The following is a 22,215-nucleotide window of genomic DNA, read 5'->3' as shown; positions in this document are numbered from 1 at the left end:
GGGCCTGTTTGTCATCGTCGCAATGCTGGGGGCCGCATGGCTAATCTTCACCGCTTGATTTCGGCTCTTCGCGCTCTCGTCTTCTTGGTGTGCTGCGTGCAATCTGCATATGCTGCTACCACCTGCCCTCTCTATCGTGTGACTGGCCCGTTAGGTGATACAGGTTGGAAACTTACGCCTGGGGAGGCTTGTAGCGCTGCCTCAGGTACGTTGCCGAAAGCAGGCGCTGTTGTTAGTGATACCTACACGTTCTTTGCTGAAAGTGACGAGAAGTGCGGCGGCTCACGGACATTCGTGATGGATAACGGTTACTCAGAAACTAGCTACGTTGCTAGATCGATTACCAGGGGCTCTGGCTCCGGTGCTCAGTGTGAGCCACCTGCCGGTGATAAGGATCGCAAGTGCGCTACTGATTTCGCGATGGCGGGCTTTGGTATCGGTCAGGGTCTGGGAACCATTCGGGACACCAAGACCATGAGCGGCGTTGTGCCATCGGGTGAGATGTGCTGGCCTCATGAAAGCGCGACAAGCGGCTGCCTGGTCAATTTCGACCGTACCGGCTTGACCACCATGGCTGACGGATCCATTCAAAGTACTGGCTCTTTCTCCATGTACAAGGGCGGCGTTGGTGGTAAAGCATGCACTCTCGAAGCGCCTCAAGACCCTGGCTCGACCGTCGAAGAGAAGTGCGAGCAAAAAGGCTCCTATACCGACTCCAAGGGCACTCACAGTTTGTGTCTGGATACGCCTAAATGTGAGGGTGGCTTCATGGGTACCGTGTCCTATCTGGGTGGTGAAGTCTGCGTGAAGGACAAGGGCGGTAACGTCATTGAGACCAGCAAAGACACCATCAAGAAAAACGAGGATGGCAGTACCGACAAGGTCACGGAAAAGACCACCTGCAAGGGAAACACCTGCACCACAGAAAAGACCACCACGACCACCACCAATAACAACACCTCCAGCTCGTCCACCACGACAAAAACCGAGAGCAAAGAGGACTACTGCAAGGCGAATGCGAACGCTCAGCAGTGCAAGGGTGAGGAAGAAAAAGAAGGCAAGTTTGGCGGTAGCTGCTCTGCTGGCTTCACGTGTGAGGGCGATGCGCTGCAATGCGCGATTGCTAAGGATCAGCACAAGCGCAATTGCCAGATGTTCGATGACAAGACCCCTGAGTCTCAGCTGTATGACTCTGAGGTAGCTAAGGGCCAAAACCGTGACGTCACGAAAGACCTACCCGGAAACACTGAGGTGGACGTCTCTGGGAAGCTCAGCTCTGAGGACGTTCTGGGCGGTGGTCGTTGCATCGGAGACCTGAATGTCCAGGTTTGGAGGACTAGCGTCTCTTTGCCGTTCAGCAATATCTGCCCGTCGCTTGGCTATCTCGGCTGGGTGCTCATCTCGGTGTGTTCGCTGGCGGCCTTCCGCATCGTTTCGGGTTTCTCGAAGGAGGACTAAAAAATGCCTGTGATCGTCGCGTCCCTGCTTGGTGGTTTGTTGAATGTTGCCGGGTCATTGGTTGGCCGGGTGCTCATTGCTTTGGGGCTGACTGTTGTTAGTTATACGGGTGTCGACACGGTTTTGGGCAAGCTCAAGGCTGATGCGATTGCGGCTCTGATGGGTCTGCCACCTGATTTGGTTGCGATGCTCGGCTATATGAAGGTCGGTGTTTGTATCAGCATCATTGCGTCAGCGGTTGCTGTTCGCATGGGTTTGTCGGGCCTTGGCGGGGTCGTCAAGCGTCTGAGAAGGGTGTGACATGCTGCACGTGATTACAGGCGCGAACGGCGCCGGAAAGACCCTCAACACGCTCAAGTGGGTGCGAGAGCGTAGCCTTAAAGAAAACCGGCCTGTGTGCCATAACGGGCGGTTTGAGCCGGTGCCCGGTGGCGAGCTTTCGAGCTGGAAAAAAATCGACTTCAAGGATTGGCAAAAAGAGCCGGACGGCACGATCTTCTTGATCGACGAATGCCATAACGATTTGCCCGTGCGTGGCAGTGGCGCGGCGGTTCCTGAAGAAGTCCGGATGCTCGCTGAGCATCGCAGGCGCGGCATGGATTTCTACCTGGTCACGCAACACCCTCAGAATCTCGATAACTTCGTGCGCCGATTGGTGGGCTCTCCTGGCTGGCATCGTCACTTGAAGCGCACGTTCGGTGCTGACTTGGTGAGCTGTATCGAATGGGAAGCCGTCAATCCGAACTGTGAAAAAAGCGGTAGCGGCAAGTCCGGCACGGTCACCATGGTGGGCTTCCCCAAGGAGGTCTATAGCTGGTACAAGAGCGCCAGTCTGCATACCGGTAAGAAGAAAATTCCGCGTGCGGTGTGGACGGTCCTGGCCACGGTCGTGCTCGTGCCTGTCATGGGCTATCTGGCCATCACGGGCGTCTATAAGAACGTCACCAAGGGTGCACCACAAGCTGCGGAAACGGCTGCAGCAAAGTCGGGTTCATCAGGCGCTACAAATGCCGGTCAAACGCGTGTGGTGACGCCTTACGAATACGTGCAAAGTCATACTGCACGCATCCCTGGATTCCCTCATACAGCTCCGGCATATGACCAGGTCGCGCAGCCCGTTGAGGTGCCCTATCCGGCTGCATGCGTGACGATGCGCGATGAGTGCCGGTGCTATACCCAGCAGGCTACGCTGATCACAATGGATGAAGCCACATGCATGCTGATCGTCAAGCGTGGTTTCTTCGTTGACTTCAAAAGGCCTAACGCCGATATGCCACTGCAGCGGCAAGAGAAACCGGCAGTTACGGCTCAGCTCGCACCAGTGCAGACTGTTGTGCCTCAGACCGTGCCCATGCCTGAGCCTAGAGAGCGCTCAGCTCCGCTACCTCAGGACTCCTACTCGCAAGGCTTGGCGGCTCGCAATGCTCAAGTGCGCTCGATATTCCAGTGATGGGGGTATCGGGGGCTTGCCCCTGATGTTCACCAGTCGTTCAGGCAAGGCCGGTAGCAAGTGGCGCGCTGCCCGTCGCAGCTCAGGCAAGGCAGGCGACACGCTCGCGGGGCGCTCTGCCTGCTCGAGCTGGGCGTTTCCTTCGTGTCATGAAAAGCAAACTGCGCCTTCGGCGCTCCTGGCTCGTGTACCTCGCTGCTGCACAAGCGTGGCGATGAATAAGAGGCCAGAAGCTGCACGCTCGGCCGCACGGCTGGCGAAGCGGACGGGCGGACGGGCGCGCAGCGCCCGGCCTAATTTATTCATAGTTAACTTTGGAACAGAGCGAGTGATTGCCACTTGGCGCGTGACTGAATCGTAGAAAAAAAAGAGCCCCGCAACGGCTGGAACCGTTCGGGACTCGTGACTGCAACTAATCGGAGTAGCTGCAATGGAGCGAATCATAACTGCCCCTACGGGGGAACGCATAGTCATTCAAGGCGAAGTCCATGAGGACGCTTGGGACGTGTATGTGAAGAACGTCAACGGCCATCGGGAAATCTCTTTCCGCAATGCCGTGACCTGGTCGGAAACCGACAAGCTCGCGCCCCCTCCGTTTGATGCTGAGGCCTACCTCTCGCAGTGGGATGGTGAAGAACGCGCCTGGCGCGAAAAAGAGCTTGAGGAGGAGGCTGCGGCTAAGCGTGACAAGCAGATGAAAAAGAATGCTCAGAACGCGAAAGCTAAATGCCGCTGGTTCATCAAAGCCAATGGCTTGAATGAGCTTCTAACGCTGACCTACAGGGCGAATCAAACAGACCGCAATCTGTGCAAAAAGCACTTCAAGGAATGGGTGCGCCGGATGAAGAGCGCGCTCGGCGGACGGTTCGTCTACTGCGCCAGTTTTGAGCGTCAGGACCGTGGGGCAATGCATGTCCACATCGCTTGTCACAAGCTGCCAAAGCACGCTGTTCACAAAGACGTCAAGGTCAAGGGCTGGGAGCTGGGGACAAAGGTGTGGCGCTCTATCGTCGGCAGTGACAACGGTCTGTGCTTTGTCGGTGGTCGCAAGACCCCTCAAGGACGCGTCAAACAGCGCTCTATCGCGAAAATCGCGGCTTACGTGTCCAAGTACATCACCAAGGACTATGCGGACGCTCCAAAGGGCTCTGATCGCTACAGCCGTAGTGACTCAAAGAACGGTATTGCCTCCATGCCGAAAGCGGAAAAAGTCCGCATCTGGGGTGCGTCCCTTCAAGACATGATTGAGATGACTTTTCAGTGTGCAGAGGATGAAATCATCGTGTCGCATCGCCTGACCCTGGAACGCTTCGGAGAAGCTCGGTATTGGCTGGTGACTGAGCCCATGCCGGCTGAAATGCTCCATTAGCCTGCAAGTGATTTTGAAGAGATTTGCGCCTGGCAGAACCGCTATAAAAACTAGAGCAATCTGTTTAATTGGAGCTTGGGAATTTTCGGCATCTCGGAGACTCTGTCTGTCGAAACAAAGAGGGATTTAGATGCTGATTGGTTACGCTCGCGTCTCTACAAGGGAGCAAGAAACATATCTCCAGATTGACGCGTTAAACAAGGCGGGTGTAGAGGCTATTTATCAAGAAAAGACTAGCTCGGTTGGGTCTCGTCCTGAGCTCCAGAGGTTGCTCGCGTCTCTGCAAAAAGGGGATTGCCTTGTTGTTTATAAGATGGATCGGATCGCACGGTCTCTAAAGGATCTGCTCGCCATATTGGAGCGTGTGCAGTCTGTTGGTGCAAATATTCGATCGCTTACGGAGCCGTTAGACACTTCGGTGCCTGTTGGCATCTTTATGGTGCAAGTGCTTGGTGCGGTCGCGCAGCTCGAGCGTTCGATAATTAGGGAGCGGACTGTTGCTGGTCAGCTGGCTGCTTATCGTAGGGGAGTTCCATTAGGGCGCAGGAAGCATGCGACTCCTCCGGAAACGGTAGAGAAAATGCGCGCCTTACACGCCACGGGGGAATATACCTACCCCGCCATAGCTAAGTTGTTTGGTGTTCACGCTTCCACTGCGAAGCGTCTTATCACGGGTAAGAGCGCGAGAAAAAAGATGCCTGTACTTGGTCAGTATCTTGATGAGGATTCGGCTCACATGTGACCATGTTTGCCTGGCTGGCAGTCTTGATCGTGGGCCGTGTATGGAGGCTGAATGCGCGCGCTTGTCGTTGGATGCCTGCCCCGCGCGCGGCCCTGGTCATGGGCGTGTTACTGGCGGCGGCCTATGCCTTGTTCAGCGGTTGGGGCCTGCCTGCGCAGCGCACGATCTGTATGCTGGCTGTAGTGGCGCTGCTTCAATGGCTGGGCGTGCGCTGGCCCTGGGCCTGTGTATGGCTGCTGGCACTGGCGGTGATTGTTGTGGCCGACCCCTGGGCGTTGTGGCAGGCTGGGTTCTGGCTCAGTTTTGTCGCCGTCGGCGTATTGCTTGCTTCCAATTCAGGGGCCGTTAGCGCTGAAGCTGCAAGCGCAAAAAGACGACTTCTCGCACGCTTGAAGGAATTGTGGCGCGAGCAGTGGCTGATCTCCCTGGCCTTGGCACCACTGGGTCTGCTGCTGTTTGGTCAGGTGTCCGTAGTGGGCCTGCTGGCCAATCTGCTGGCCATTCCCTGGGTGACATTGGTGGTCACGCCGCTGGCCTTGCTGGCTGCCGTGCTGCCCATGGCGGCAAGCGCTGCCGCCGTCGCCATGCTGCCCTTGATGAGCCTGCTGCAGTGGCTGGCTGCGCTGCCCGGGGCCGTATGGGCCTTGCCGCAACCTGCCTGGTGGGCCAGTGTGCTGGCGATAGCCGCCGGACTGCTGGTGATTGCGCCTTTGCCACTCAGGTTGCGGCTGGTGGCGGCCATATTTGTTTTGCCAGCCCTGTTTTGGCCTCGATCATGGCCGCGTGCGGGCGAGTTTGAACTGCTGGCGGCGGATATCGGCCAGGGCAATGCCGTCATCATCAGCACAGCCAGCCATCGTCTGCTCTATGACGCAGGGCCGCAGTACAGCCGCCAGAGCGATGCCGGCGAGCGTGTGCTCCTGCCGCTGATGGCCGCGAATGGCATGCAGATTGATGCCATGATGCTCAGTCACAGCGACAAGGATCACACCGGCGGGGCTCTGGCCGTCAAGGAGGCTCAGCCTCGCGCGAAAGTCTGGGGCTCGGACTCGGTGATTCAAGCCCCGCAACTGGCGGGCCTGGCTCCGGTTCAGCGCTGTACACAGGGGCAGCACTGGCAATGGGATGGTGTGACGTTTGAAGTGCTGCACCCGCCTGCAGGAGAGGCCTGGCTCAATGGTCGCAAGGCCAAGCCGAACTTTGGCAGTTGCGTGTTGCGTCTGCGTTCGGCCAGCGGGCGCGTGGCCCTGTTGGCCGGAGATATCGAGGCAGCGCAGGAGCAGCAACTGTTGCAAACCAGTCTGGACGAGCCAGTGGACTGGCTGCTGGTGCCTCACCATGGCAGCAAGACTTCATCGACCGACTCCTGGGTCAGCACTCTGCGGCCGCGCTGGGCAGTGGTGCAGGCGGGTTATCGGAATCGTTTTGGACATCCGGTGGCAGCTGTGGTGCAGCGCTATCAGGCGGTGGGCAGCCAGTTGGTGGTTCAGGATCGCTGCGGCGCGGCCTACTGGAACTCTGCTCAACCTGAAAAATTGGAATGCGAGCGCTTGATTCGGGCGCATTATTGGGATGTCCATGCCGTTTCCAAGGAGCAGCCCTGAGAAACTGGCATGGGGCTTGCATTGATGCTGTACCGCCTTCGGGCGGGTGCATACATGCATGGTTGCACGCTCGTTGCCTGGCAGCTTGTCCGGTGCGGCGTCGCTAAACTGAAATCCGTGGCTTGCCTGTGTGAGCAGCGGCAAAAATAGAGAGGACAAGATGCGCACATTCGATGAGATGTATCTGAGCTTGCCCGCCGAAGGTGGTGCGGTGCGAGACCACTATCGGGACTATGCGCAGTGGCTGGGCAAGCAATCGCAGGAATATCTGCGAGCGCGCAGTGCCGAGGCGGAAATCGTTTTTCGCCGCGTGGGTATCACCTTTGCCGTCTATGGCGACAAGGACGAGAGCGGCGCAGGTACGGAACGCCTGATTCCGTTCGATTTGATCCCCCGCATCATTCCGGCCCATGAGTGGGCCAGCATGCAGGCCGGTCTGGCCCAGCGCGTGAAGGCGCTCAACTGCTTCATCCGCGATGCCTACCATGGCCAGGACATGGTGCGTGCCGGCCTGATCCCGACGGAGCTGGTGCGCGGCAACAGCCAGTACCGGCCCGAGATGGAGGGCATTCAGGTGCCCAACGATGTCTACGCCAATATCGCCGGCATAGACATCGTGCGCGCGCCCGATGAGCAGGGCAACGGCGTCTATTACGTGCTCGAAGACAATCTGCGCGTGCCATCGGGTGTTTCCTACATGCTGGAGAACCGTCGCATGACCATGCGCCTGTTCCCCGAACTTTTCGGCAAGCATGCCGTGGCACCCGTGGCCCACTATCCCGACATGCTGCTCGACACGCTGCGTGCCAGCGCACCGTCGGGCGTGCTGGAGCCCACGGTGGTGGTGCTGACGCCGGGCATGTACAACAGTGCCTATTTCGAGCATGCCTTCCTGGCCCAGCAAATGGGGGTGGAGTTGGTCGAAGGCCAGGATCTGGTGGTCGAGAAAGACGTGGTCTATATGCGCACCACCCAGGGGCTGCAGCGTGTGGACGTGATCTACCGCCGTGTGGACGATGATTTCCTCGACCCCGAAGTCTTCAGGCCCACATCGACGCTGGGCTGCAAGGGCCTGATGCGGGCCTACCGTGCAGGCAACGTCAATATCTGCAATGCCGTGGGCACGGGCCTGGCCGACGACAAATCGGTATATCCCTATGTGCCGGAGATGATCCGCTTCTATCTGGGCGAGGAGCCCATCCTGCAGAACGTGCCGACCTGGTTGTGCCGAAAGGAGGACGACCTCAAATACGTGCTCGACCACCTGCATGAGCTGGTGGTCAAGGAGGTGCACGGTGCCGGCGGTTACGGCATGCTGATCGGGCCGGCCGCGACCAAGGCCGAGATAGAGGCTTTCCGCCGCGTGCTGGTCGGCAATCCTTCGGGTTATATCGCTCAACCCACGCTCTCCCTGTCCACCTGCCCGACCATGGCGGAAAAAGGCATAGCGCCGCGCCATATCGACCTGCGGCCCTTTGTGCTCACGGGCACCGAGGTCAATATGGTGGCCGGTGGACTCACGCGTGTGGCGCTCAAGCAGGGATCGCTGGTGGTGAATTCGTCTCAGGGCGGCGGAACCAAGGATACCTGGGTGCTGGAAGATCAAGGGGGAGCTCGCTGATGCTGTCACGTACCGCAGATCATTTGTGCTGGATGTCCCGCTACACCGAGCGGGCGGAAAAAAATGCTGCAAGCATTTTTTCAACAGAATACGGCGCGCGCGTTCAGCGCGTGCGGGGTTCTCTGCCCAAGGAGGGCCTATGCTGAGTCGTACTGCCGATCATTTGTATTGGATGTCTCGCTACACCGAGCGGGCGGAAAAAAATGCTGCAAGCATTTTTTCACCAGAATACGGCGCGCGCGTTCAGCGCGTGCGGGGTTCTCTGCCCAAGGAGGGCCTATGCTGAGTCGTACCGCCGATCATTTGTATTGGATGTCCCGCTACACCGAGCGGGCGGAGAACACCGCGCGCATGCTCAGCGTGGCCTATGAAACCGCCATGCTGCCGCAGGCCATCCATGATGCGCACCGTGGCTGGCAGAGCGTGCTGTCAATCAGTGAGCTGATCCCGGCCTTCAAGGCTCAGTTTCCGGTGGTGGATCGTGAGTCGGTGCTGCAGTTCATGGTGTCGGACGAGGCCAATCCGTCATCCATCTTTGCCTGTCTGAAGGCTGCACGCGAGAACGCGCGTGCCGTGCGCGGTGCGCTGACCACGGAGTCCTGGGAAACGCAGAATCAGACCTGGCTGGCGCTGCAGCGCCACTTCGGCAAGGATGCCTGGAAAAAGGATCCGGCGCAGTTCTTCGAATGGGTCAAGTACCGCTCACACCTGTGGCGCGGTGTGTCGCTGGGCACCATGCTCAAGGACGAGGCGCTGCACTTTGTGCGCCTGGGCACTTTTGTCGAACGGGCCGACAACACGGCACGTTTGCTGGATGTGAAGTTCCATTCCATAGAGCGCGACTACCACGGCATGCCGCGCGGTCGCGCCCTGATGAACTTCGACTTCTATCACTGGAGCGCCTTGCTGCGCAGCGTCTCGGCCTTCGAGGTCTACCGCAAGGTCTACCGCGATGTGATCACGCCCGAACGCGTAGCCGAGCTGCTGATGCTGCGCGCCGACATGCCGCGCTCGTTGCTGGCCAGCATGCATGAGGTGGTCAAGAACCTGGAGCGCGTGGCCAACGACCATTCGCAGGAAACCACGCGCAAGGCCGGGCGCCTGCTGGCCGACCTGCAATACGGTCGCATCGACGAGATACTGACCACCGGCCTGCACGCCTATCTGACGCAGTTTCTCGATCGCGTCAACGATCTGGGCTCCGGCATCAGCCGGGACTTCCTGATGCCGACCTGAGGCCGGGGTCTCCAAAGCAAAAAGCGGCCCTGAGGCCGCTTTTGTCTTTCAGCGTGAAGCCGAAATTATTCGATCTCGCCCATCAGAGACTGCAGATAGTTCTGCGTGCCGACCTTGTCGATCAGGTCGAGCTGGGTTTCGAGGAAATCGATGTGCTCTTCGGTGTCGTCCAGAATCTTCTGCAGCAGATCGCGCGAAACATAGTCGCGCACGGATTCGCAGTGCGCGATACCGTCCTTGATGGTCTGCTGCGCCGCTTGCTCCAGGCGCAGGTCGCAGGCCAGGGCTTCCGGCACGTCCTCGCCGATCTGCAGCTTGCCCAGGTCCTGCAGATTGGGCAGGCCGTCGAGCATGAAGATGCGGTCCATCAGCGCGTCGGCATGCTTCATCTCGCCGATGGATTCCTCATATTCCTTCTTGGCCAGCTTGTCGAAGCCCCAGTGCTTGTACATGCGGTAATGCACAAAGTACTGGTTGATGGCGGTCAGTTCGTTCTTGAGCTGGGCTTGCAGCCAGGAAATGACTTGTGCATCACCTTTCATGGGGGACTCCTTCTCGGGCAGTTGTTGTTCGCGTCGATTGTCCATGCTTTATGAGGCAAATCAAACAAAGCCCATGCCCGCGCGAATTGGCTGCATCTGATGCGCGTTCTCGTTTAGCTTACGTACTGCCTGACTGACCTTCCTCGCGAGGTTTGACTCAGTGATGACAACAAAAGCTATGAGCGTGATTGAAGGACTATTGGCTTGAACTACCTGGTTTCGGCCCACAATAGAAAGCTGAGCTGCACAGCGGTGCGGCTTGACTTCAGAAGCCGGGAATCTGGTTTGATAGGTTTTGTAAATTAATTTGATGAAATCAATCGATTGGTTTTATTAAGCGGACCGCTCTAAACTTCATCCTGTCTTCAAACACTAACCACAAGGAAACAGCAAATGTCTCTGATCAACACTCAAGTTCAACCTTTCAAGACCGAAGCCTATGTGAACCGCAACGGCAAGGGTGAATTCATTACCGTGACTGAAGAGAGCCTGAAGGGCAAGTGGTCTGTGGTGATCTTCATGCCCGCCGCCTTCACCTTCAACTGCCCCACCGAAATCGAAGACGCAGCCAACAACTACGCCGAGTTCCAGAAGGCCGGTGCCGAGGTCTACATCGTGACCACCGACACCCACTTCTCGCACAAGGTGTGGCACGAAACTTCCGACGCAGTGGGCAAGGCCAAGTTCCCCCTGGTTGGCGACCCCACACACCAGCTGACCAACGCTTTCGGCGTGCACATCCCCGAAGAAGGCCTGGCTCTGCGCGGTACCTTCGTGATCAACCCCGAAGGCGTGATCAAGACCATGGAAGTGCATTCCAACGAAATCGCTCGTGACGTGTCCGAAACCCTGCGCAAGCTCAAGGCTGCCCAGTTCACCGCCGCCAACCCCGGCCAAGTGTGCCCCGCCAAGTGGAAGGAAGGCGCCAGCACGATCACTCCTTCGCTGGATCTGGTCGGCAAGATCTAAGCCTGATACCTATCGGCTGAGCGTGCAAGCGCTCTGAAAGCCGGACGACGTTCAGGCGAGTGCCGCCTGTCCGTCCGGCTTTTTTTCGCCCAGTTTTTGCTCTCATGGGCGGGCAAAGGCCTCAAAAGCACTTTGCTGCATTGCATCAACAACTCTAAATTCAAAGGAATCCACCATGCTTGACGATCAACTCAAAGCCCAACTCGCCGCCTACCTGGAACGCGTGCAGCAGCCGTTTGAGCTGGTGGCTTCTCTGGATGACAGCGAGACCAGTGCACAGATGCACGATCTGCTGAAGACCATCCAGTCCCTGCGCAGCGACAAGATTTCGCTGCGCACCGACGGGAGCGATGCCCGCAAGCCCTCGTTCACGCTGCAGCGCCAGGGCACGGCCACCCAGCTGCGTTTTGCCGGCCTGCCCCTGGGCCATGAATTCACCTCGCTGGTGCTGGCCCTGCTGTGGACGGGCGGCCATCCTCCCAAGGTGGAGCAGGATGTGATCGACCAGATCAAGGCTCTGGACGGCGACTTCAACTTCGAGGTCTATATGAGCCTGAGCTGCCACAACTGCCCCGACGTGGTTCAGGCGCTGTCGCTGATGGCCATTCTCAACCCCAAGGTCAAGACCACGGTGATCGAAGGCGGTGCCTTCCAGAAGGAAGTGACCGAGCGCGAAATCATGGCCGTGCCCATGGTGTTCATGAACGGCAGCGTGTTCGGCTCCGGTCGCATGACCATCGAAGAAATCGTGGCCAAGCTGGACACCGGTGCAGCCTTGCGTGACGCAGCCAAGCTGTCGGCCAAGGAAGCCTTCGACGTGCTGATCATCGGCGGTGGCCCTGCCGGCGCGGCAGCCGCTGTGTATGCGGCTCGCAAGGGCATTCGCACCGGCGTGGCGGCCGAGCGCTTTGGTGGCCAGGTCAACGACACGCTGGCGATCGAGAACTACATCTCCGTGCTGGAAACCGACGGACCCAAGTTCGCCGCTGCATTGGAAGCTCACACTCGCGCCTATGACGTGGACATCATGAACCTGCAGCGCGCCGAGAAGCTTATTCCTGCTGCGCACCCTGGCGGTCTGGTGGAAGTGCAGCTGGCCAATGGCGGCTCGCTCAAGGCCAAGACCGTGATCCTGTCCACCGGTGCGCGCTGGCGCAATGTGAACGTGCCTGGCGAGGCCGAGTACAAGAACAAGGGCGTGGCCTACTGCCCGCACTGCGACGGTCCGCTGTTCAAGGGCAAGCGTGTCTCGGTGATCGGCGGTGGCAACTCCGGCATCGAAGCTGCGATTGACCTGGCGGGTCTGGTGGCCCATGTGACGGTGGTGGAATTTGCCGATCAGCTCAAGGCCGATGCCGTGCTGGTCAAGAAGCTGCACAGCCTGCCCAATGTGACCGTCATCACCAACGCCCAGACTACGGAGATCACGGGTGCCAACGGCAAGGTCAACGGCCTGAGCTACAAGGACCGTACGAGCGGTGCCGAGCACCATGTGGAGCTCGAAGGTGTGTTTGTGCAGATCGGCCTGGTGCCGAACACCGAATGGCTCAAGGGCACACTGGAGCTGAGCAAGTTCGGTGAAATCATTGTGGATGCCAAGGGGCAGACCAGTCTGTCCGGCGTGTTCGCCGCCGGTGACTGCACCACGGTGCCTTACAAGCAGATCGTGATCGCCGCCGGCGCCGGTGCCACGGTGGCACTGTCGGCCTTCGATCATCTGATCCGCAACTAAACGGCCTTCATCGCTTGCAAGGTAAGCGATGGTAGCTATTAAAAAAGGACTGCCTAGGCAGTCCTTTTGCTTTTGAACGGCCGCGAAGAGAGGGCATGGCCGCCGGGGTCGTCAGGGCGGCAGCGTTCCTCGGGGCGGGTTGAGGACATAAGCAGCCCGTGAAAACAGGCGGCACTGCAAGTCGTAGCCTTGCGCAAGACTCAATTCCCGGTTTTGTAACGAGTTTATTTGCGGTTGAGAATTATTCGCATATACTTCTTCCATTCAGCCAGCCAATGCCGTGCCAGCTACAGGCCGCGAAGCCTCTGACGTTTCGACCTGTGGCCATTGACGTACCTATCAGAAGCCAGCTCTTTTCCATTTCTATGAATAAAGAGGGTTTCTGGTATGGCTTCCGCCACCGCTTTGCACGCCCGCGCCATGCCGGCGCCACGCTCCAATCTCCGTCCGCTGGCGCTGGCCTGCGCACTGGCCTGCGCCGCCATTTCGGCCCAGGCCCAGCAGCAATCCTCCGAGTCCATGCAGGTCGCAGCGGCCCGCGCCGACCGCAACACTCCTGTTTTGCGCGATGTGGTCATCAGTGCCTCGCGCGACGAGCAGGATGCCGACAGCCTGCCCATGACGGTGGACGTCATCGACGCCAGGCAGATGGAAGAGGAGCAGATCGGCGATATCCGCGAGCTTGCAGCCAAGCTGCCCAATGTGACCGTGCCGCGCAGTCCTGCGCGTTTCACGTTGGCCGGCTCTCCTACCGGGCGCGACCAGAACAGCGGCTTCAATATCCGTGGCCTCGAAGGTAACCGCGTGCTGATGCTGGTCGATGGCGTGCGCCTGCCGCGCAGCTATACCTTCAGCGCCAATGCCTTTGGCCGCGACTATCTGGATCTGGGTCTGGTGCAACGCGTGGAAATTCTGCGCGGTGCCGTGCCTGCGCTCTATGGCTCGGACGGCATGGGCGGCCTGGTCAATTTCATCACCGTGCAGCCCGACGATCTGCTCAAGGACGGCAAGACCATTGGCGGCCGCGTCTCGGCCAGCTATGACGGCTCGGACAACGGCAAGCGCCTGGGCGCAACCCTCGCGGGCAAGGCCAGCGATGAATGGAGTTGGCTGCTTTCGGCCGGTGTGGGCCGCTCCAGCGCGCTGGAGAATATGGGCAGCAATAACACCGTGGGTGCTCTGCGCACCACGCCCAATCCCGAAAAGGACAAGAGCCATTCGCTGCTGGGGCGCCTGGTCTACACGCCTTCGGCCGTGCAAAAACATGTCTTCACGCTGGAAAACGTGGACAAGCGTGCCGACTACGACCTGTTGAGCGCTCGCAGCGCCACCGTCACCGATTCGCGTGCCGAGACCACCATGAAGCGCTGGCGCGCTACCTGGCAGGGGCAGTGGCAGCAGCTGGATACGGCACTGGCCGACGAGCTCAAGCTGATGGCCAGCTATCAAAGCTCGAGCTCGCGCGAGTTCGTGACCGAAACCCGCACCCCGCCTCTGGCCTATCGCGAGCGCGATGTGAGCTATGACGAGGATGCGCTGCAACTGCATGCCCAGGCCGGCAAGACGCTGCGCTGGGAAAATGGCCTCAGCGGCAAGTTCAGCTATGGCATCGACTATCTGCGCGGCAAGGTGGTCAACGAGCAGAATGGCATCACGCCGCCGGCAGGCGAGAGCTTTCCGCTCAAGCGCTTCCCCGACACCACGGAAACCTCGACCGCGCTGTTTGCCCAGGCCGAGCTGCACTATGGTGCTTTCAGCCTGACGCCCGGATTGCGGGCCGAGCACTACAGCATCAAGCCCAAGCAGCAGGGCTTTGGCGGCACGGCGGTCAGCAATTCGGACTCCGCCGTCTCCCCCAAGCTGGGTGCCATGTTCCAGATGAACGATGCCTGGTCGGTCTACGGCAACTATGCCGCCGGTTTCAGAGCGCCGAATGCAGGGCAGATCAATGCCTTCTTCGAGAACCCGTTCATGTTCTACAAGAGCATTCCCAACCCCGATCTCAAGGCGGAAAAAAGCAATACCTTCGAGCTGGGCCTGCGCGGCCGCATGAGTGCGCTGCGCCTCGATGCTGCAGTCTTCACGGGCCGCTACAAGGACTTCATTCAGGATCAGGTGCAGGTTGCGGGCGAATACGGTGATCGCAACAACCCGGCCACGTTCCAGTCCGTCAATCTGAACCGCGTGCATATCAGCGGCTTCGAGCTCAAGGCCGACTATGACTGGGGCCGGTTTGCGGGCGGCAACTGGCGTACCAATGCCGCCTATGGCTACACCAAGGGTACGGACAAGAGCACCAACAAGCCGGTGGACACCATCTCGCCTCAGCAACTGGTGCTGGGCGTGCGCTATGACCGCTCGAATGTGGGCGTGCAGCTCAGCGCCTCGCACTGGGCAGGCAAAAAAGACAAGGATGCGCCTGATCTTTCCACTGGCCGCCCCTTGCTCAGCCCATCCGCGACGGTGCTGGATTTGAGTGCGCAATGGCGTATCCGTCCGGGTACGCGCCTGAATGTGGGCATCTACAACCTGACCGACAAAAAGTATTCGCGCTGGGCGGATGTTCGTGGCTTGAGCCGCACGACGCAGATTGCCGATGCCTATACCCAGCCGGGCCGCAATGTGCGCGTGTCCCTGGTTCAGGACTTCTGATTTTGTAGCTGAAAGCGCTTGACTGATAAGCGCTGTAGGTCTTTTTGACTCAAAACTGCGGGAGTGTGCCATGTCTGTTTTCGAGAACGCCGCCAATGCCCAGAGTGCTTTTGGCAGTCGCGATGAGGAATATCTGCTCACCGAGGGCGAAGCCCAGCTGGCCACGGTGCTGGCGCTGATGACCGGTTTCAGCCAGGGCTGCTGTGCGGCGCACCGCGCGCCCATGGCTCAGAGGGTCTCGACGCAACTGGCGCGCATGGCCGAAGGCCTGGACGGCTGTGAGCGCTCTGAGGACATGCGCCACTTTCTGCAAAAGCTGGAGCAGCGCTGGGCCACGGTGGCCCGGGTGCTGGCCCAGCCTGAACAAGAGCCCGAAGCCCAGGCTTCCGCTCCCCGCTTTGACGACGAATTTTCCAACCCACAACCACACTGGCATCACAGCCCGGAGACCCTGCAATGAACGCCATCACATCCCCTGAAATCCAGACCATGACTGCGGTGCAGATCCGTGAGCAATTCGCGCAAAAGCGCGAGCAAGGCCTGCGCGCCAAGGATGCGGCCGAGGCGCTGCAGCTGAGCGAAGGCGCGGTCATCGCGGCCCATGGCGGCGAACATGAACGCACGCTCAAGGCTTTGCCGCTGCGCGCCGAATGGCTGGACATTCTTAAAGCCCTGGAAGCCTGCGGCACCGTGATGGCGCTCACGCGCAACGAATCCACCGTGCATGAAAAAGACGGCATCTACCAGAACCTCTCGGCCCAGGGACCGGTCGGTCTGGCGCTGAGCCGGGAGATCGATTTGCGCCTGTTCTTCATGCACTGGCATGTCGGCTTTGCCGTGACCGAGGAGTCCGCCAACGGCAACCGTCCTGCCATGCGCAGCCTGCAGTTCTATGACGCCGCTGGCCGTGCCATGCACAAGGTGTTTGCGCGGGAGGCCACGGACATGGCAGCCTGGAATGCACTGGTGGAGCGCTTTGCCGAGCCCTCTGCAGGCTATGTGTTCCGCGAGCCTGCGGCCAAGCCGGCCGTCAAGGCCGATGCCGAGATCGACGTGCCCGCGCTGACTCAGGCCTGGACCGATATGAAGGACACGCATGAGTTCTTCGAGATGCTGCGCAGGTTCGGAGTCGAGCGCCAGCAGGCCTTCCGTCTGGTGCCTCAGTACTGCGAGCGCCTGAGCACCGACGCGGTCGCGCAGTTGCTGGGCGATGCGGCGGTGGACGGTGTCTCCATCATGGTGTTTGTGGGCAGCAGCGGCTGCATCCAGATCCACACCGGCCCCGTGAGCAATATCCAGCCCATGGACGGCAAGGACGGCGTGCGCTGGATCAATGTGCTGGACAAGGGCTTCAACCTCCATCTGCGCACCGACCTGATAGCCAATGTCTGGGTGGTGCAGAAACCCACCAGCGATGGCGTGGTGACCTCGGTCGAGGCCTTTGATGCCGAAGGCAACAACATGGCCATGTTCTTCGGTGAGCGCAAGCCAGGCCAGCCCGAGCTGCAAGGCTGGCGCGATCTGGTGGCCGGCCTGCCGCGCAAGACTGAAGTGGCGGAGGCCGTATGAGCACGCCAGACATTTCCCGACGTCAGGGTCTGCACTGGCTGGGCGCTGCCGTGGCGGGCACGGCCCTGCCGGCCCTGGCACAGACTGCCGCTGCCGCGCCAGGAGCGAAGCGGCTGGTGTCGCTCAGCGGCGCACTGACCGAGGTGGTCTATCTGCTCAATGCCCAGAGCCTGCTGGTGGGCACGGACACCACCAGCCTGTTTCCCGAAGCGGCGCAAAAAACCGCCAAGGTCGGCTATGTGCGCCAGCTCTCGGCCGAAGGCCTGCTCTCGCTCAAGCCCGATGCGGTGATCGCAACCAGCGAGGCCGGGCCTCCCGTGGTGCTCGATCAGATCCGTCAGGCTGGCGTGCGTGTATCGCTGGTTGCGGCCAGGCACAACTGGGCCGAGGTCCAGGAAAAGGTCAAGGTTGTGGGGCGCGAGACAGGTCGTTCCAGCGAGGCCGACAAACTGCTGGCCCAGCTCGATGCGCAGTGGAGCAGCGTCCAAGCGCAGGTGGCCAAGGCCCAGCGCAAGCCGCGCGTGCTGTTTGTGCTCTCGCACAGCGGCAGTCCGCAGGTGGCAGGCAAGGGCACGGCAGCCAATGCACTGATCCAGTACGCGGGCTGTGTCAATGTCATCGACCAGTTCGACGGCTACAAGCCCTTGACTGCCGAAGCCATGGCCAGCGCTGCGCCCGAGGTCATCATCAACACCACGCAGGGCATTGAAGCACTGGGCGGCGAGGCCGCCTTCTGGAAGCGGCCCGAGCTGGCACTGACTCCCGCCTATGCCAAGAAGGCGCTGGTGACGCTGGAAGCCAGCCATTTGCTGGGCTTCGGCCCGCGCCTGCCCAGCGCTGTGCAGGCGCTGCATATGCGCGCACTGCAGTGGGTGGCCTGAGCATGAGCGCAAGCATGGGGAGCGTGGCATCAAAGCCAGCAGCTGAGCTGCCCGTCGCATCGCGCTGGCGCACGCCGGCCGGCCGGCTCAGCCGCAGCGCAGCCCTGCTGCTGGGTGCGGCGCTGGTATTGCTGGCCATGGTGTGGGGTGCGGCCAGCGGGGCCTATGCCATTGCACCGGGGCAACTGCCCGGGATTGCCTGGGACGGGCTTCGCAGTTTTTTTGGCGGTGCCGTGGACAGCGGCCCCGAGCATCTGGTCTTTCTCAATATCCGCCTGCCGCGCCTGCTCATGGGCGTGGCTGCGGGTGCAGGACTGGGGCTGGCCGGCGCATTGATGCAGGGGCTGTTTCGCAATCCGCTGGCCGACCCCGGCCTCATCGGCGTGAGCAGCGGCGCGGCCCTGGCTGCCGGCATCACCATCGTGCTGGGCGGCCTGTATCTGCCCTGGCTGCCGCGTCATCTGGGCAGCTGGGCTCTGGTGGCCATGGCTTTTGGCGGCGGTCTGGCCGTGACCGCCGTGGTCTATGTGCTGGGTCAGGTCCAGGGCACGACCCGCATCGGCCTGATGCTGCTGGCCGGCATTGCCATCAATGCGCTGGCCGGCGCCGGACTGGGCTTTCTGAGCTTTGTATCGACGGACGAGCAGCTGCGCAATCTGCAGATGTGGCTGCTGGGCAGCCTGGGCGCCTCGCGCTGGAGTGCGGTGGCCCTGGTGTCGGCGGCCGTCGCCGTCAGCGCAGCGGCGGCGCTGGCGCTGGCCAGGCCGCTGAATGCGATTGCACTGGGCGAAGCCCAGGCCAATCTGCTGGGTGTGGCCGTGGAGAAAACCAAGCGCCGCGCCGTGATGGTGGCTGCGCTGGCCGTGGGCGCCGTGACCGCGACCACCGGCATCATCGGCTTCATCGGCCTGGTCGCGCCGCACTGGGTGCGGCTGATTGCCGGTCCGGATCATCGCGTGGTGCTGCCGGGGTCGGCTCTGCTGGGGGCGGCTCTGGTGGTCAGCGCCGATGCCGTGGCGCGCACCATCGTCAAGCCGGCAGAGCTGCCGTTGGGCGTGCTCACCGCGTTTATCGGTGTGCCGCTTTTCCTGGCCATGCTGCGCCAGTTCAGGAGCAAGGTATGAGTGCGCACCACAGGCTGTCCAGCCTCGAATGCCGCAATCTGGGCGTTGGCATGCTCAAGGGGCCGCGCCTGGCGACGGTGGATGTGCGGATTCCGGCCGGGCGCTTTACCGCCATCCTCGGCCCCAACGGCGCCGGCAAGTCCACGCTGATGTCCATGCTGGTGGGCGAGCGCGCGCCGCAGTCGGGGCAGGTCCTGCTCGACGGGCAGGCGCTGTCCGCGCACGCTGTGGAGGGCCTGGCGCGGCGTCGCTCCGTCATGCCCCAGGATTGCAGCGTGGCCTTTGACTTCACGGCCCAGGAGGTGGTGGAGCTGGGGCGTTATCCGCATCGTCATCAGCCCAGCAACGGGGAGGCGCAGATTCCGGCGCAGGCCATGGCGCTGACCGGGGTCGATCATCTGGCGCAGCGCAGCATCAACACGCTGTCGGGCGGCGAGCGGGCGCGCACCCATCTGGCCAGGGCGCTGGCACAGATCTGGCAGCCGCCCGCCGACGGCGCGGCGCGCTGGCTTCTGCTGGACGAGCCCACCGCTGCTCTCGACCTGGCCCATCAGCACCATGCCATGCGCCTGCTGCGCCAGTGGGCCGGACAGCAGGGCACAGGGGTGGTGGCGGTGATTCACGATCTGAACCTGGCCTTGCGCTATGCCGATGATGTGCTGGTACTGGGCGGTGATGCCGGAGTGCATCACGGTGCGGTGCTGGATGTGCTGCAGCCTGCGCTGGTGCGCCAGGTCTGGGGCATGCAGTGCGACCCGGTGCGCAGCAGCGACGGCGCGCTGCAGTATATTTTTGTAGCTGATACCGCTTTACCTGCTTGAAATTTAAGCATATTGAATTGAATTTTGAAGCCATTCATGCGCAGGCTGCTTCAGATTTAATAGCTAATGACCTGGCTGTCAATGCGTATGCACCGTCAGCGCAACCAGTTTGAGCACCAGCGGCCGCACCATCATCACGCAGAAGAACGCCACCGGCATGGCCATCGCATAGGCGCTGAACACGCGCCGCACATAGCCGCTGTCAAAGCCGGTATTGGCCGCCACGATGGTGCAGCACATGAGGAACGCCATGATGCCGGCCATGAAAAACGCGAAAACAAACGGCGTGTAACGTCTGTGCAGCTTCAGTGCGGAAAGTCTGGAGGAGAAGGAACTGGAGTATGAATTCATGGGAACGATGCTGAAAATGCATTCGGCGTCATGGCGGCTTGCGTTGCTGTGTCAAAGGCTTGAGGCCGAATGCATGGATGGGAAACAGGGTTGCACTGTAAGCATCAGCAGCGGCCGGCGGTAGAGGTCCGGGGCTTGTTGTACTCGTAAGCAGAACTTTCGAATTCAATTGGAGATACATTCGCAGTCATGCCGAATCTGCGAGCCATAGAAACCTTTGTCAAAGCGCTGGAGGGCGGCTCCATCGCCTCGGCTGCGCGCCAGCTGGGCATTTCGCCCGCCGCTGCCAGCCAGAACATCGCGCGGCTGGAGCGCGAGCTGGGCACGCGCCTGATCACCCGCACCACCCGGTCCATGGCCTTGACCGAGGCCGGCGAGAGCTATCTGGCGCGCGTCGCTCCGGTGCTCGACGAGCTCGAAAAAGCCCAGTCCGATCTCTCGTTGATTCATGGAGAGCTGCAAGGCCGCTTGCGCATTGCCTGCATGGCAGCCTTCGGCCGCCATGTGCTGGCGCCGCTGCTGCCGGCGTTTAGCGCGCTGCATCCGCGACTGGAGCTGGAGCTCTTGATCACGGACCGGCATGTGGATGTGCTCAAGGAGGATGTGGACATCAGCGTGCGCTACCGCGATGTGCTGGAGCCCGGCATGTCGGTGCGGCTGCTGGCCTCGGTGCCGCGCATTCTGTGTGCATCGCCGCAGTATCTGCAACAGCATGGCTGCCCGCAGACGGCACAGGATCTGCTTGAGCATGCCTGTCTGCTGTATCGGCGCGAGCGCGACGGCAGGCTCATGCGCTGGCCCTTTCTGCGCGATGGCCAGCGCACCGATCCGCAGCAGAGGATTGCGGCCATAGGCAGCGATATCGATGCCCTGGTGGAGTTCGCCGCTGCCGGTGGCGGCATCGCCTGGGCCGGCAGCTTCATCGTCCATGAGGAGATGCGCAAGGGGCGGCTGGTGCCTCTGGCACTCAAGCCGGCGCGCAAGGGCCAGTTGCAGTTCGAGGATGCTCCGCTGGACTTCTTCGCCTGCTTCAAAGACCGTAAATATGTGCCGGCCAAGGTCCGCGCCCTGGTGGACTATCTGCTGCAGGAGCTGCCGCAGCAGCCCGTCCTGCGTTGAGCGAGGACAGTGCGTGGCGCCTGCATTACCCGTAGTTCTTGACGCCGGCGCGGGCTAAAGGCACGGGCTAAGTAAGGGCGGCCGAGAGCCGCCTCGCAGCGAGGGCTGCGTCCCCTTGGGGGAAGCGGCGAAGCCGCTCAGGGGGAGGCTTAATGTCCCAGATGCTGCGGCAGCACTTCCTGCAAGATGGTAGTGGCAATCTCTTCGATCGACTTGGTGGTGCTGGACAGCCACTCGATGCCGCTTCTGCGCATCATGGCCTCGGCCTCGGCCACCTCGTAGCGGCAGTTGGGCAGGCTGGCGTACTTGGAGTCGGGGCGGCGTTCGTTGCGGATGCTGGACAGGCGCTCGGGCTGAATCGTCAGGCCAAACAGCTTTTTGCGATAGGGCTCCAGCGCGGGCGGCAACTGCTTGCGCTCGAAGTCTTCGGGAATCAGCGGGTAGTTGGCCACCTTGAGGCCAAACTGCATGGCCAGGTACAGGCTGGTGGGAGTCTTGCCCGAGCGGCTCACGCCCACCAGAATCACGTCGGCGCCGCTCAGGTCGGCATGAGTCTGGCCATCATCGTGAGCCAGCGTGTAGTTGATGGCCTCCATGCGCTCCAGATATTCCTTGCTCTCGCTGATGTCGGCAAAGCGGCCCACGCGGTGCAGCGACTTCTGGCCCAGCTCCACCTCCAGCGGGCGCACAAAGGTGCCGAACATGTCGAACAGCTTGCCCTTGCAGTTGGCTTCAAGGAATTCCAGCATCTCCTGATTGACCAGGGTGGTGAAGATGATGGGCTTTCTCTTCTCCACCTCGGCCACATGGTTGATCTGGCGCACGGCCTGATGAATCTTGTCCATGGAGTCCACAAAGGGGATGCGAATCAGCCTCGGCTTGCTCTCGAACTGGGCCATGATGGCCGTGCCGAAGGTCTCGGCCGTGATGCCTGTGCCGTCAGAAATGACAAAAATCGTATGGGTATGCATGGTG

The 22,215-nt window shown here is 60.8% G+C and carries 21 protein-coding genes and 1 pseudogene; 19 read left to right on the top strand and 3 right to left on the bottom strand.

Going from position 1 to position 22,215, the window contains the following annotated elements:
• Positions 1-297 precede the first annotated feature (297 nt).
• The 10 genes and pseudogenes from CSE6_RS18540 (at position 298) to CSE6_RS18495 (ending at position 9,480) form a co-directional block, all read left to right on the top strand.
• Entirely contained in the window at positions 298-1,458 is a 1,161-nt protein-coding gene (locus CSE6_RS18540) for a hypothetical protein (protein WP_152668608.1), read from the top strand.
• Positions 1,459-1,461: 3 nt separating this feature from the next.
• Positions 1,462-1,758: a DUF2523 domain-containing protein gene (locus CSE6_RS18535; RefSeq protein ID WP_059441203.1), complete on the top strand. Its 297-nt coding sequence runs from the start codon at positions 1,462-1,464 to the stop codon at positions 1,756-1,758.
• 1 nt (position 1,759) lies between these two features.
• On the top strand, positions 1,760-2,908 hold the full coding sequence (locus CSE6_RS18530) for a zonular occludens toxin domain-containing protein (RefSeq protein ID WP_059441202.1): 1,149 nt from the start codon (positions 1,760-1,762) through the stop codon (positions 2,906-2,908).
• Between the two features lie 511 nt (positions 2,909-3,419).
• Positions 3,420-4,277, top strand: coding sequence for a hypothetical protein (locus tag CSE6_RS18525; RefSeq protein WP_238585739.1), 858 nt, complete (start codon positions 3,420-3,422; stop codon positions 4,275-4,277).
• A 130-nt stretch (positions 4,278-4,407) separates the two neighbouring features.
• Complete coding sequence (locus tag CSE6_RS18520; RefSeq protein WP_059441200.1) at positions 4,408-5,019, top strand: recombinase family protein; 612 nt, start codon at positions 4,408-4,410, stop codon at positions 5,017-5,019.
• Positions 5,007-6,623, top strand: a pseudogene (locus tag CSE6_RS18515) (DNA internalization-related competence protein ComEC/Rec2); the annotation flags it as partial. The gene CSE6_RS18520 and the pseudogene CSE6_RS18515, both read left to right, overlap by 13 nt.
• A gap of 160 nt (positions 6,624-6,783) precedes the next feature.
• Positions 6,784-8,244 (top strand): circularly permuted type 2 ATP-grasp protein, encoded by a 1,461-nt coding sequence (locus CSE6_RS18510; RefSeq protein ID WP_059441236.1) that lies wholly within the window; start codon positions 6,784-6,786, stop codon positions 8,242-8,244.
• Positions 8,244-8,390 carry an alpha-E domain-containing protein gene (locus CSE6_RS26830; protein WP_122974736.1) on the top strand — a complete coding sequence of 49 codons (147 nt, stop codon included), beginning with the start codon at positions 8,244-8,246 and terminating at the stop codon, positions 8,388-8,390. The genes CSE6_RS18510 and CSE6_RS26830 overlap by 1 nt, the downstream gene beginning before the upstream one ends.
• Positions 8,384-8,530, top strand: coding sequence for an alpha-E domain-containing protein (locus tag CSE6_RS26825; RefSeq protein ID WP_003070632.1), 147 nt, complete (start codon positions 8,384-8,386; stop codon positions 8,528-8,530). Before CSE6_RS26830 ends, CSE6_RS26825 begins: the two co-directional genes overlap by 7 nt.
• A complete protein-coding gene (locus tag CSE6_RS18495; RefSeq protein ID WP_003057653.1) occupies positions 8,524-9,480 on the top strand; it encodes an alpha-E domain-containing protein in 957 nt (318 codons plus the stop codon). The genes CSE6_RS26825 and CSE6_RS18495 overlap by 7 nt, the downstream gene beginning before the upstream one ends.
• A 65-nt stretch (positions 9,481-9,545) precedes the next feature.
• Here the strand turns inward: CSE6_RS18495 and bfr are convergent, their stop codons facing one another.
• Complete coding sequence (gene bfr, locus CSE6_RS18490) at positions 9,546-10,022, bottom strand: bacterioferritin (RefSeq protein WP_003057652.1); 477 nt, start codon at positions 10,020-10,022, stop codon at positions 9,546-9,548.
• A gap of 393 nt (positions 10,023-10,415) precedes the next feature.
• On the opposite strand from bfr, the gene ahpC reads away from it, so the two are divergent.
• From ahpC to CSE6_RS18450, 8 genes are all read left to right on the top strand, one after another.
• Positions 10,416-10,991, top strand: a complete 576-nt coding sequence (ahpC, locus tag CSE6_RS18485) for an alkyl hydroperoxide reductase subunit C (protein ID WP_003057651.1) — start codon at positions 10,416-10,418, stop codon at positions 10,989-10,991.
• 175 nt (positions 10,992-11,166) lie between these two features.
• Positions 11,167-12,723, top strand: a complete 1,557-nt coding sequence (gene ahpF, locus CSE6_RS18480) for an alkyl hydroperoxide reductase subunit F (RefSeq protein ID WP_059441198.1) — start codon at positions 11,167-11,169, stop codon at positions 12,721-12,723.
• A 387-nt stretch (positions 12,724-13,110) separates the two neighbouring features.
• On the top strand, positions 13,111-15,375 hold the full coding sequence (locus CSE6_RS18475; RefSeq protein ID WP_059441197.1) for a TonB-dependent hemoglobin/transferrin/lactoferrin family receptor: 2,265 nt from the start codon (positions 13,111-13,113) through the stop codon (positions 15,373-15,375).
• A 70-nt stretch (positions 15,376-15,445) separates the two neighbouring features.
• Positions 15,446-15,835, top strand: coding sequence for a hypothetical protein (locus tag CSE6_RS18470; RefSeq protein WP_059441196.1), 390 nt, complete (start codon positions 15,446-15,448; stop codon positions 15,833-15,835).
• Positions 15,832-16,944 carry a hemin-degrading factor gene (locus CSE6_RS18465; RefSeq protein WP_045838278.1) on the top strand — a complete coding sequence of 371 codons (1,113 nt, stop codon included), beginning with the start codon at positions 15,832-15,834 and terminating at the stop codon, positions 16,942-16,944. Before CSE6_RS18470 ends, CSE6_RS18465 begins: the two co-directional genes overlap by 4 nt.
• Entirely contained in the window at positions 16,941-17,825 is an 885-nt protein-coding gene (locus CSE6_RS18460) for a hemin ABC transporter substrate-binding protein (RefSeq protein WP_059441195.1), read from the top strand. The genes CSE6_RS18465 and CSE6_RS18460 overlap by 4 nt, the downstream gene beginning before the upstream one ends.
• 14 nt (positions 17,826-17,839) lie before the next feature.
• Positions 17,840-18,949 carry an iron ABC transporter permease gene (locus CSE6_RS18455; protein WP_174446997.1) on the top strand — a complete coding sequence of 370 codons (1,110 nt, stop codon included), beginning with the start codon at positions 17,840-17,842 and terminating at the stop codon, positions 18,947-18,949.
• Positions 18,946-19,770 (top strand): heme ABC transporter ATP-binding protein, encoded by an 825-nt coding sequence (locus tag CSE6_RS18450; protein WP_059441194.1) that lies wholly within the window; start codon positions 18,946-18,948, stop codon positions 19,768-19,770. The genes CSE6_RS18455 and CSE6_RS18450 overlap by 4 nt, the downstream gene beginning before the upstream one ends.
• Before the next feature lie 78 nt (positions 19,771-19,848).
• On the opposite strand, the gene CSE6_RS18445 is transcribed toward CSE6_RS18450, so the two are convergent.
• Complete coding sequence (locus CSE6_RS18445) at positions 19,849-20,121, bottom strand: DUF2798 domain-containing protein (protein WP_059441193.1); 273 nt, start codon at positions 20,119-20,121, stop codon at positions 19,849-19,851.
• Positions 20,122-20,310: 189 nt separating this feature from the next.
• Between CSE6_RS18445 and CSE6_RS18440 the strand changes: the two genes are divergently transcribed.
• Positions 20,311-21,240: a LysR family transcriptional regulator gene (locus CSE6_RS18440; protein WP_034360015.1), complete on the top strand. Its 930-nt coding sequence runs from the start codon at positions 20,311-20,313 to the stop codon at positions 21,238-21,240.
• 149 nt (positions 21,241-21,389) lie between these two features.
• Here the strand turns inward: CSE6_RS18440 and CSE6_RS18435 are convergent, their stop codons facing one another.
• A complete protein-coding gene (locus CSE6_RS18435) occupies positions 21,390-22,211 on the bottom strand; it encodes a pyruvate, water dikinase regulatory protein (protein WP_003057637.1) in 822 nt (273 codons plus the stop codon).
• Positions 22,212-22,215: the final 4 nt, after the last annotated feature.

The sequence above is a fragment of the Comamonas sp. E6 genome (genome assembly GCF_001010305.1).
Classification (GTDB): domain Bacteria; phylum Pseudomonadota; class Gammaproteobacteria; order Burkholderiales; family Burkholderiaceae_C; genus Comamonas; species Comamonas thiooxydans.
This window is presented reverse-complemented; position numbering and strand designations above follow the sequence as displayed.

Bases quoted from the DNA above. Each gene is read 5' to 3' on its own strand.
- CSE6_RS18540 (WP_152668608.1), top strand. From the start codon at position 298: ATGGATAACGGTTACTCAGAAACTAGCTACGTTGCTAGATCGATTACC.
- CSE6_RS18535 (WP_059441203.1), top strand. From the start codon at position 1,462: ATGCCTGTGATCGTCGCGTCCCTGCTTGGTGGTTTGTTGAATGTTGCC.
- CSE6_RS18530 (WP_059441202.1), top strand. From the start codon at position 1,760: ATGCTGCACGTGATTACAGGCGCGAACGGCGCCGGAAAGACCCTCAAC.
- CSE6_RS18520 (WP_059441200.1), top strand. From the start codon at position 4,408: ATGCTGATTGGTTACGCTCGCGTCTCTACAAGGGAGCAAGAAACATAT.
- CSE6_RS18510 (WP_059441236.1), top strand. From the start codon at position 6,784: ATGCGCACATTCGATGAGATGTATCTGAGCTTGCCCGCCGAAGGTGGT.
- CSE6_RS26830 (WP_122974736.1), top strand. From the start codon at position 8,244: ATGCTGTCACGTACCGCAGATCATTTGTGCTGGATGTCCCGCTACACC.
- CSE6_RS26825 (WP_003070632.1), top strand. From the start codon at position 8,384: ATGCTGAGTCGTACTGCCGATCATTTGTATTGGATGTCTCGCTACACC.
- CSE6_RS18495 (WP_003057653.1), top strand. From the start codon at position 8,524: ATGCTGAGTCGTACCGCCGATCATTTGTATTGGATGTCCCGCTACACC.
- bfr (WP_003057652.1), bottom strand. From the start codon at position 10,022: ATGAAAGGTGATGCACAAGTCATTTCCTGGCTGCAAGCCCAGCTCAAG.
- ahpC (WP_003057651.1), top strand. From the start codon at position 10,416: ATGTCTCTGATCAACACTCAAGTTCAACCTTTCAAGACCGAAGCCTAT.
- ahpF (WP_059441198.1), top strand. From the start codon at position 11,167: ATGCTTGACGATCAACTCAAAGCCCAACTCGCCGCCTACCTGGAACGC.
- CSE6_RS18475 (WP_059441197.1), top strand. From the start codon at position 13,111: ATGGCTTCCGCCACCGCTTTGCACGCCCGCGCCATGCCGGCGCCACGC.
- CSE6_RS18470 (WP_059441196.1), top strand. From the start codon at position 15,446: ATGTCTGTTTTCGAGAACGCCGCCAATGCCCAGAGTGCTTTTGGCAGT.
- CSE6_RS18465 (WP_045838278.1), top strand. From the start codon at position 15,832: ATGAACGCCATCACATCCCCTGAAATCCAGACCATGACTGCGGTGCAG.
- CSE6_RS18460 (WP_059441195.1), top strand. From the start codon at position 16,941: ATGAGCACGCCAGACATTTCCCGACGTCAGGGTCTGCACTGGCTGGGC.
- CSE6_RS18455 (WP_174446997.1), top strand. From the start codon at position 17,840: ATGGGGAGCGTGGCATCAAAGCCAGCAGCTGAGCTGCCCGTCGCATCG.
- CSE6_RS18450 (WP_059441194.1), top strand. From the start codon at position 18,946: ATGAGTGCGCACCACAGGCTGTCCAGCCTCGAATGCCGCAATCTGGGC.
- CSE6_RS18445 (WP_059441193.1), bottom strand. From the start codon at position 20,121: ATGAATTCATACTCCAGTTCCTTCTCCTCCAGACTTTCCGCACTGAAG.
- CSE6_RS18440 (WP_034360015.1), top strand. From the start codon at position 20,311: ATGCCGAATCTGCGAGCCATAGAAACCTTTGTCAAAGCGCTGGAGGGC.
- CSE6_RS18435 (WP_003057637.1), bottom strand. From the start codon at position 22,211: ATGCATACCCATACGATTTTTGTCATTTCTGACGGCACAGGCATCACG.